Source organism: Shewanella sp. SP2S2-6 (genome assembly GCF_031931965.1).
GTDB classification, from domain to species: domain Bacteria; phylum Pseudomonadota; class Gammaproteobacteria; order Enterobacterales; family Shewanellaceae; genus Shewanella; species Shewanella baltica.
Window position 1 is genome coordinate 1 of sequence record NZ_JAUOEQ010000071.1, and the last position, 1120, is coordinate 1120.

Here is a 1120-nt window from a genome sequence, read left to right on the forward strand (position 1 = left end):
CCGTACATGAAAACTAACCATTGATGAAAACGAGTAAGGCGGGACACGTGACATCCTGTTTGAATATGGGGGGACCATCCTCCAAGGCTAAATACTCCTGACTGACCGATAGTGAACCAGTACCGTGAGGGAAAGGCGAAAAGAACCCCTGTGAGGGGAGTGAAATAGAACCTGAAACCGTATACGTACAAGCAGTGGGAGCGGTTCTTGAGACCGTGACTGCGTACCTTTTGTATAATGGGTCAGCGACTTACATTTTGTAGCGAGGTTAAGCGAATAGCGGAGCCGTAGGGAAACCGAGTGTTAACTGCGCGTTTAGTTGCAAGGTGTAGACCCGAAACCCGGTGATCTAGCCATGGGCAGGTTGAAGGTTGAGTAACATCAACTGGAGGACCGAACCGACTAATGTTGAAAAATTAGCGGATGACTTGTGGCTGGGGGTGAAAGGCCAATCAAACCGGGAGATATCTGGTTCTCCTCGAAAGCTATTTAGGTAGCGCCTCGAGCGAATACCATTGGGGGTAGAGCACTGTTAAGGCTAGGGGGTCATCCCGACTTACCAACCCTTTGCAAACTCCGAATACCAATGAGTACTACTCGGGAGACAGACGGCGGGTGCTAACGTCCGTCGTCAAAAGGGAAACAACCCAGACCGTCAGCTAAGGTCCCAAAGTACTAGCTAAGTGGGAAACGATGTGGGAAGGCTTAGACAGCTAGGATGTTGGCTTAGAAGCAGCCATCATTTAAAGAAAGCGTAATAGCTCACTAGTCGAGTCGGCCTGCGCGGAAGATGTAACGGGGCTAAGCTAGTCACCGAAGCTACGGGTGCACAGTTTACTGTGCGCGGTAGAGGAGCGTTCTGTAAGCCGTTGAAGGTGAAGGGGTAACCCACGCTGGAGGTATCAGAAGTGCGAATGCTGACATGAGTAACGATAAAGGGGGTGAAAAACCCCCTCGCCGAAAGACCAAGGGTTCCTGTCCAACGTTAATCGGGGCAGGGTGAGTCGACCCCTAAGGTGAGGCCGAAAGGCGTAATCGATGGGAAACAGATTAATATTTCTGTACTTCCGCTAACTGCGATGGAGAGACGGAGAAGGCTAGGCTAGCGCGGCGTTGGTAG

Annotated in this window: 1 rRNA gene; it reads left to right on the forward strand. The window is 51.2% G+C overall.

Annotated features, from left to right (window positions below):
- Window positions 1–1120, forward strand: a 23S ribosomal RNA gene (locus Q4Q57_RS21995); the annotation flags it as partial.